Genomic DNA, 281 nt, shown 5'->3' with positions numbered 1-281 from the left:
ATCAATTCGGCCAAGGACGACGCGGCCGGCCTGCAGATCGCCACGCGCCTGAACGCGCAGACCAGCGGCATGAAGGTCGCGATGCAGAACACCCAGAACGCTACCTCGATGCTGCAGACGGCCGAAGGCGCCTTGGGCGAAGTGACCAACATCATGCTGCGCATGAAGGACCTTGCCACGCAGGCCGCCGATGGCTCCTCGAACGAGGACGACCGCGGCGCGCTGCAAGCCGAGTTCGACGCGCTGGGCGCGGAGCTGTACAACATCGTCAGCCGCACGTC

The 281-nt window shown here is 65.8% G+C and carries 1 protein-coding gene; it reads left to right on the top strand.

The annotated features are described in order from the left end of the window. The coding region (locus ISP15_RS18500) for a flagellin N-terminal helical domain-containing protein (RefSeq protein WP_449757829.1) at positions 1-281 on the top strand (281 nt) is incomplete at both ends.

Source organism: Dyella jejuensis (assembly GCF_044904675.1).
GTDB classification, from domain to species: Bacteria; Pseudomonadota; Gammaproteobacteria; order Xanthomonadales; family Rhodanobacteraceae; genus Dyella_B; species Dyella_B jejuensis.
Note: the sequence above shows the minus strand (reverse complement) of the source record. Positions and strands in the feature narration are given on the sequence as shown.